Consider the following 6,891-nt stretch of genomic DNA (forward strand, 5'->3'; position numbering starts at 1 on the left):
GTCGACGGCGCCCTGACCGACGCCGTCGCGGCCGACGGTCTCGTCGTGCTCGACTCCGCCGCTGCCGAGGACAAGGACGCCTACGTGGTGACGCGTGCGACCGCCGACGAGTTCGACCTGGTCTCGATCGGCGACCTCTCGGCGCTGGAGCCCTTCACCCTCGGCTCCAACCCGCAGTTCGGCGAGCTGGGCTACGGCATCCCCGGGCTGGCCGGCATCTACGGCGTCACCGACGTGAAGTTCCGTCCGATCGAGGACTTCGGCGGACCCGACACCGTCAAGGCCCTCGTCGACGACGCCGTCCAGGGGGCCGACATCTACACCACCTCGCCGGCCCTCGTCGAGGAGGACCTCGTCGTCCTCGAGGACCCGGAGAACATGATCTCCTCGCAGAACATCATCCCGCTGCTGTCGGAGCAGATCCTCACCGACGAGCTCGCCGACGTGCACAACGCCGTCTCCGCCGAGCTCGACACCGATGACCTGATCGCCCTGCGCGACCGGGTCGAGGGTGACGAGAAGGCGTCTGCCGAGACGGCCGCCGCTGACTGGCTCGCCGAGAACGGTCTCGTCTGACCCTCGGGGCTGCTGCAAGGCAGATTCACCGCTGAAGCGGAGAAGGTCCCGCTTCTGGTACGAAGTTCGGTACCGGAAGCGGGAGCTTCACCACGCGGGTCACATCGGTAAGTGGTGAATCTGCCACCGTGGCCGAGGTCAGTCGGTCAACGGCACGTCGCGGTGCCAGGACTGGGTGACGTACTTCGTCTTCCACCCCATCGAGGAGTACAGGTTGTCGGCTCCCGTGGAGGAGTCGGCGTCGACCTCGAGGCCGACGCGGTCACGATCGCGCGAAGCGGCGTCGGCGATGATCGTGCGGAGCAGGCCCTTGGCCACCCCGCGTCCGCGAGCCGCCTTCACGACACCGATGTAGGACACGTAGGAGCCGTCGGGGCTGCCCTCGCCGCCCTCGGAGACGGTGCCGACGAGCGCACCGGCAGGGATCGGCTTCTCACCGTCAGGCACATCGACGATCTCGGCGATCCACCAGTGGTCCCAGCGGTGGCCGGGGTCCTCGCGGAGGCGGAAGACGAACTCGTCGAAGGTCTCCTCCCACGAGTTGAAGTGGTCGCGGAACGACTCCTCGAGGATGTCGTGGACGTCGCGGAGGTCGTCCTCGTCGGGCAGCCCGGTGCCGGCGCGGCGCACCTTGCGGAACCGCACGCCGCGGTCCTCCCAGAGGTCCGGCGAGTCGACGAGGTCGGCCTCGGAGGCCTCCACGGGTCGGTTCATCTGCCACCAGGTGCGCACCTGCTCGAAGCCGGCGCCGCTGAGCCACTTCGCCTGGCGCTCGTCGCCCTCGAAGGCGCCGGTGTCGATCTGCTGGACGTCGAGACCGCGCGCCCCACCCAGCACCTTGGCCTGCTCGACCGCCCACTCGATGAGGACGTCGGAGCAGGCGCGGGCGACCCGGTCGGGCAGGTCGCGCTCGACGACGTGCACGAAGAGCATCCGGCCGCCGGCACGGTCGTGGACGCTGCCCCAGGCGTGGATCACGCCGGACGCATCGCGCACCACGACGTTCTCGCGCGTCAGCAGCCCCTGGGCGGAGACCTCCACGAGGACGTCGTCGACGCTGGCGCCGGCCCACCCGCGGCCGTGCCGCTCGTGAGCCCGTAGCAGGTGCGTCAGCCGCGCCAGGTCGGCGAGGTTGGCAGGATCGGGGGTGTCGATGGTCCAGTCGTCGTCGAGCGCCGCGGGGGGCTCCACGTCGAGCTCGTCGAGGTCACTCTCGAAACGAGAGTCCTCGGGGACCTGCACACGCCATTGCTGTCGTTCGTCGGCAACCACGCGTGAAGCCTACCGTCAGGCGTGACGGCGGCGAGGCGCACGCTGCCCCGCACGCCAGTCGGCGAGCACGACGTCGAGCTCCTGCTCGAGCTCGGCGACCCGCACGATCGCCAGCGCTGCGCGCTCCTCGGCGTCCTCGCGGCCCCGCGCGAGGCGGTCGCGCTCGGCGGTGACGAGACGGGCCGACTCCCGCTCGGTGGCCAGGTCGGCGCGCGCTCGGTCGAGCTCGGCCGACGCGTCGGCGATCCGGCTCTCGAGGCGCGTGATCGTCGCCTCGTGGCGGGCCAGGCGACCGCTGGTCTCGGCGACGTAGATCGCCTGCTCCGCACTGCGCTCCTGGGCCAAGGCGCGGTAGGCCTGCGCCTGCTCGGCGCGGTCGCGTGCGGCGTCGCGGCGCGACTCGACGACCTCGGCGTAGGTGATGCGCACACCGGCGGCACCGAGCGCCGTGGCGGCGAAGCCGGCGACCAGCGCCAGCGTGAGAGAGCCGCTCAGGGCCGCACCCAGGACCGCGACAGCGGCCAGGACGACGAGGGCGGAGGCGGTAGCGATCCGGGTGGAGCGCTGACGACGACGAGAGGGCCGAGCAGACGGGGAAGCCATGGCTACAAACTAAACGTCCGGGTCGTCGCGACGGACGCGACACGCACGCTCCAGCAGGAGCGAGACGATCACCACCATCGCTCCGGCCGCCGCTGCGGCGAGGGAGCGAAGCAGTCGCTGGTCGGCGAGCACAGCGGGATCGCCGACCCAGCTCAGGGCGTAGCCGAGGTAGCCGCCGGCGGCCAGGGCGCCGACGTACGCACTCGCGCGGGCGAGCACGAGGCGGTTGAACCCGTGCTGGGGGTCGAGCCGCTCGCGGCGCACGTGCACGACGCGCCACGTCGCCCAGGCGGTTGCCCCGACGATCGCCGCCACCAGGAGCAGCAGGACCGGCTGGGTCCAGGTGATGATCGGCGGCGTGCCGAACCGGTCGGTCAACGGGTGGACGAGCCAGCCGCCGGTCAGGCCGACGACGGCCCACACCGCCAGGGTCGCGGCCGCGGTGGGCCGCAGCGACCCGTTGTCAGGCTCCACGTGCTGGTTCGACCGGCTGACGGCTGTTGACTGTCGGCTGACTGGCGGCTGTCGGGCGTCAGTTGACGTCGAGGGTGAGGTCTTCGCGCAGCGTGACCGAGTCGAGGCCAAGGTTGGCCAGCAGGTCGGCCACCGAGCCGAAGCCCGGCAGCTCGGCGTCGGGCTCGAGGTCGAACCACGGCTTGAGCACGAAGGCGCGCTCAGCGGCGCGGGGGTGCGGCAGGCGCAGCGCCTCGGTGTCGCTGCGGCGGTCACCGACGACGATCAGGTCGACGTCCAGGGTGCGCGGCGCGTTGGCGACGTCGCCACGCTCGCGGGCGAAGGCGTCCTCGACGGCCAGCGCGCGGTCCATCAGCCGGTTGGCCGCCAGGGTGGTGTCGGCGAGCAGCACCGCGTTGAGGAAGTTCTTCGAACCCTCGGGGCAGCCGACGGGCTCGGTCTCGTAGACCGGCGAGACGCCGGTGACCCAGACGTCGGGGGTGTCGGCGATCGCGTCGACAGCGCCCTGGAGGGTCGCGAGTCGCTCGCCGAGGTTGGAGCCGAGGGAGATCACGACCCTGCGGATCGGACGCATCTCCCCGGTGAGGGTGTCGGCGTCGACGATGTAGGGGTTGGGGGTCTCAGTCACGGGTGCCTTCTTGCGTTCGGGTGATCGTCAGCGTCACGTCAGCGAATGTGGCCTCGATGGGAGCGTCCGGCTTGTGAACGCTGACCCGGGCCCATTCAACACGACCGTCGGTGAGACAGACAGACGCGATGCGTTGGGCCAGGGTCTCGATCAGGTCGACCGGCTCCGACTCCACGGCAGCTTTCACCGAGTTCACGAGGGTTCCGTAGTCGAGGGTGTCGCGCAAGTCATCGCTCTGCGCGGCGCGCGCGGTGTCGAGTCCGAGCACGAGGTCGACGACGAACGTCTGGCCGTCGCGCTTCTCGAAGTCGAAGACACCGTGATGGCCGAAGCACTCGATGCCGAGCACGGCGAGCTCGTCGGTCATCTCACGCCTCGCTGCTCGCCCCCGAGGGAGCCGATCTCGTCTTGTGCCACAGGCGCAGCACATCACGAGTGCCGATCACGTCGTGCACCCGGACCCCCCACACGGCTCGCTCAGCCAGCACCAGCGTCAGGGCGTGCCCGGCGACCTCCCGCTCCCCCACCGGGCGCGGGGTGCCGTCCTCGTCGGCGAGGAGGGCACCGAGGAACGACTTGCGACTCGCCCCGACCAGGAGCGGGAACCCGAGGCCGTGCAGAGCACCCCCCGGGACGAGGGCCGCGACGAGGTCCCAGTTGTGCTCGGCCCGCTTGGCGAAGCCCAGACCGGGGTCGAGCACGATCCGCTGGTCACTGATGCCCGCGGCGCGGGCGACCTCGACCCGCTCGGCCAGCTCGCGACAGACCCCGCCCACGACGCCACCGGGGCCGTCGTAGACCGCGAGCCGGTCCATCCGGTCGGCGTGCGCCCGCCAGTGCATCGCGACGTACGTCGCGTCCGCCGCGGCCACGACCGCGAGGATCTCGGGGTCGGCCAGTCCGCCGGACACGTCGTTGACGACCGTGGCGCCGGCCTCGAGTGCCGCGGCGGCGACCTCGGAGCGCATCGTGTCGACCGAGACCACGGCGCCGGCAGCGGCGAGCCCGGCGATCACGGGCACGACACGCTCCAGCTCTTCCGAGACCAGGGGTCGGGTGGCGCCCGGACGCGTCGACTCCCCGCCGATGTCGAGAATGTCTGCGCCCTCGTCGAGCAGCCGGAGACCGTGTGCCAGCGCGGCGTCGGTGTCGGCGTGGCGGCCGCCGTCCGAGAACGAGTCCGGGGTGACGTTCACGACGCCCATCACCAGGGGGCCGTCGGCAGAGCTCCCCGCGATCACTGGGTCCGATCGGACCATGCTCAGCGCACCGAGGTGTCCATGTCGGCCCAGCCCACCAGCAAGTGGTGGTCGGAGACCGTCCGGATGATGCGCAGCTTGCGACGGGTGTGAGCACCCGCGCGGTTGGCGGAGAAGAAGATGTAGTCGATCTTGACCGGCCGGTTGTCGATCGTGCGGCGCGCGCACTGGCACTGTCGGTCACCGGAGTGCAGCTCGGCCGCCTCTCGGAACGAGCCCTTCCCACCGCGCTTGTAGAGGAAGCGCATCGTGCGCCGGTTGGGCTCGGCGTTGAAGTCGCCGCCCAGCAGCACCACGTCGTCCTGGGCGATCCAGGACGCTGCGACCTGGGAGGTCTCGCGGGCCTGCAGGGTGCGGGTGCGGACGTCCTCGCGGCTCTGCGGGGCGATCAGGTGCGCCGAGCAGGCTCGGTGTCGTACGACGTCGATCCAGGCGACGCAGGCGAGGCCGGCGTTGTCGCTGTTCACTCGCTGGTGGTCGAAGACCACCGTCGAGGAGCCACCCGTCGGGGCCCCGGTCCAGATCGCGAGGTTGCCGACCTTGCGGCGCAGCCCGAGGGTGTCACCGCCGTAGCCCCGGTTCTGGCACCGGTCACGGTTGCGCTCGGGGATGTAGGAGATCGTCCATTCGGGGTGCTGGCTCCGCACGTCGGCGGCCTGCCACCAGCACACTTCCTGCAGGAGGATCACCTCGGCCTTGCTGCGCCGCGCGATCTTGAAGGACCGCTGGAGCGCCGCCGTACGTTTTTCGATGTTGTGGCTCACGACCCGGACCCGCGTGGGAGCCTGCACCGCCGACGGGACACCGCCGCGCCGAGAGACGCCCGGCTCGGCGTCGGCCGGGGCCGAGGCGAGCAGCGGCACCACCAGCACGAGGGCCAGGACCCACATCGTTGCGACCAGGACCGAGGTCAGGATCGGGGCCAGGACCGGGGCCAGGATCGGGCTCGGTGCCGCACGCACGAGCGACCTCCGGGTCGTCCGATACATCGGGCAACTCCTCGTTCGGCGGCGGGCAGTGGTCACGAAACTAGCGGTCCTGCGTCCGCTTGTCGCAAGAACCGACCGGATCGTGGCCAGGAGTGTGGCCAGGAGTACTGCGGATCAGAGTTTCGGCTCGGGCATCGGGCCGAAGTCGGCCAGGCAGCCCGCGCCTGCGCAGTCACCCAGCAGGAAGGTGCGTTGCTCGATCTCGTCGAGCACCAGCGCGTAGCGCGGGTCGTCGGCGCGGTTGCGGAGCTCGAAGGGGTCGCGCCCGCGGTCGTAGAGCTCGACGAACCCGTCGTTCTCGTAGCGGGCGTAGGAGAAGCGAGAGGTCCGCGCTCCGCGGAACCACCAGCCGGTCGGGAACCGGCTGAGGTTGCTCGCGCCGGCCTGCACGAGCAGGGTGCGATCGTCGAGGAGCTCGGTGCGCAGGCTGCGCTCGACGTCGATGGGCTGACCGTCGACCATGACGGCCGGGGTGGCACCCGCGAGCTCGGCGAAGGTCGGGGCGAGGTCGATCATCGCGGCCGACTGGGAGTTCTGCACCCCCTGAGGCAGGTCGAGCCCCGCCATCAGCAGGGGCACGCGCACCGCCTCGTCGTAGCCGAGGATCTTGCCCTGGTAGCGGTGCTCCCCCATCAGGTACCCGTTGTCGGAGGTGAAGACGACCAGGGTGTTGGAGGCGGAGCCGCTCTCGCGCAGAGCCGTGACGATGCGCTCGACGCCCTCGTCGACGGCAGCCAGGGCGCCGGCGCGAGCGCGCTGCAGGGTGTCGACGCGCTCGGCGGGGACCTTGTCGCGACGGGCGATGAACGGCGGCTTGTCGGCGACGTTGCGCTCGTTGTAGGACGGCTTCTTGCGCGATCGGGCCTTCAGGTTCTTGTACTTCGACTGGTGACGCTCGGCGACCACCGGCGGGAACCTGCACCCGCCGACCTCCTTGCGCACCGGGCACCGGCCGTGCGGCCCGATGAAGGAGGTCCACAGGAAGAACGGCGATCCCTGGGCCGACATCTCCTTGATGAGCGCCGAGCTGCGTCGGGCGAGATAGTCGGAGTGGTAGGCCCGGGGCCGGAACTTCGCGCCGTTGTTGTAC

9 protein-coding genes are annotated in these 6,891 nt (G+C 70.9%); 1 reads left to right on the plus strand and 8 read right to left on the minus strand.

Features of this window, described 5'->3' with window-relative positions:
* Nucleotides 1–576 (plus strand): glycine betaine ABC transporter substrate-binding protein (locus VOI19_RS10850; protein WP_323792982.1); only part of this gene is annotated, 576 nt, incomplete at its 5' end.
* A gap of 138 nt (nucleotides 577–714) precedes the next feature.
* On the opposite strand, the gene VOI19_RS10855 is transcribed toward VOI19_RS10850, so the two are convergent.
* From VOI19_RS10855 to VOI19_RS10890, 8 genes are all read right to left on the minus strand, one after another.
* Complete coding sequence (locus tag VOI19_RS10855; protein ID WP_323792983.1) at nucleotides 715–1,767, minus strand: GNAT family N-acetyltransferase; 1,053 nt, start codon at nucleotides 1,765–1,767, stop codon at nucleotides 715–717.
* A 96-nt stretch (nucleotides 1,768–1,863) separates the two neighbouring features.
* Entirely contained in the window at nucleotides 1,864–2,451 is a 588-nt protein-coding gene (locus VOI19_RS10860; RefSeq protein ID WP_323792984.1) for a hypothetical protein, read from the minus strand.
* Nucleotides 2,452–2,460: 9 nt separating this feature from the next.
* Nucleotides 2,461–2,925 (minus strand): DUF3180 domain-containing protein, encoded by a 465-nt coding sequence (locus tag VOI19_RS10865; protein WP_323792985.1) that lies wholly within the window; start codon nucleotides 2,923–2,925, stop codon nucleotides 2,461–2,463.
* Between the two features lie 58 nt (nucleotides 2,926–2,983).
* Complete coding sequence (gene folK / locus VOI19_RS10870) at nucleotides 2,984–3,553, minus strand: 2-amino-4-hydroxy-6-hydroxymethyldihydropteridine diphosphokinase (RefSeq protein WP_323792986.1); 570 nt, start codon at nucleotides 3,551–3,553, stop codon at nucleotides 2,984–2,986.
* On the minus strand, nucleotides 3,546–3,920 hold the full coding sequence (gene folB, locus VOI19_RS10875; RefSeq protein WP_323792987.1) for a dihydroneopterin aldolase: 375 nt from the start codon (nucleotides 3,918–3,920) through the stop codon (nucleotides 3,546–3,548). Before folB ends, folK begins: the two co-directional genes overlap by 8 nt.
* 1 nt (nucleotide 3,921) lies before the next feature.
* Nucleotides 3,922–4,758: a dihydropteroate synthase gene (gene folP, locus VOI19_RS10880; protein WP_323792990.1), complete on the minus strand. Its 837-nt coding sequence runs from the start codon at nucleotides 4,756–4,758 to the stop codon at nucleotides 3,922–3,924.
* A 56-nt stretch (nucleotides 4,759–4,814) separates the two neighbouring features.
* Nucleotides 4,815–5,801, minus strand: a complete 987-nt coding sequence (locus VOI19_RS10885; protein WP_323792988.1) for an endonuclease/exonuclease/phosphatase family protein — start codon at nucleotides 5,799–5,801, stop codon at nucleotides 4,815–4,817.
* Between the two features lie 114 nt (nucleotides 5,802–5,915).
* Nucleotides 5,916–6,891 (minus strand): sulfatase-like hydrolase/transferase (locus VOI19_RS10890; protein ID WP_323792989.1); only part of this gene is annotated, 976 nt, incomplete at its 5' end.

It is taken from the genome of Nocardioides sp. (assembly GCF_034670285.1).
Taxonomy (GTDB): Bacteria; Actinomycetota; Actinomycetes; order Propionibacteriales; family Nocardioidaceae; genus Nocardioides.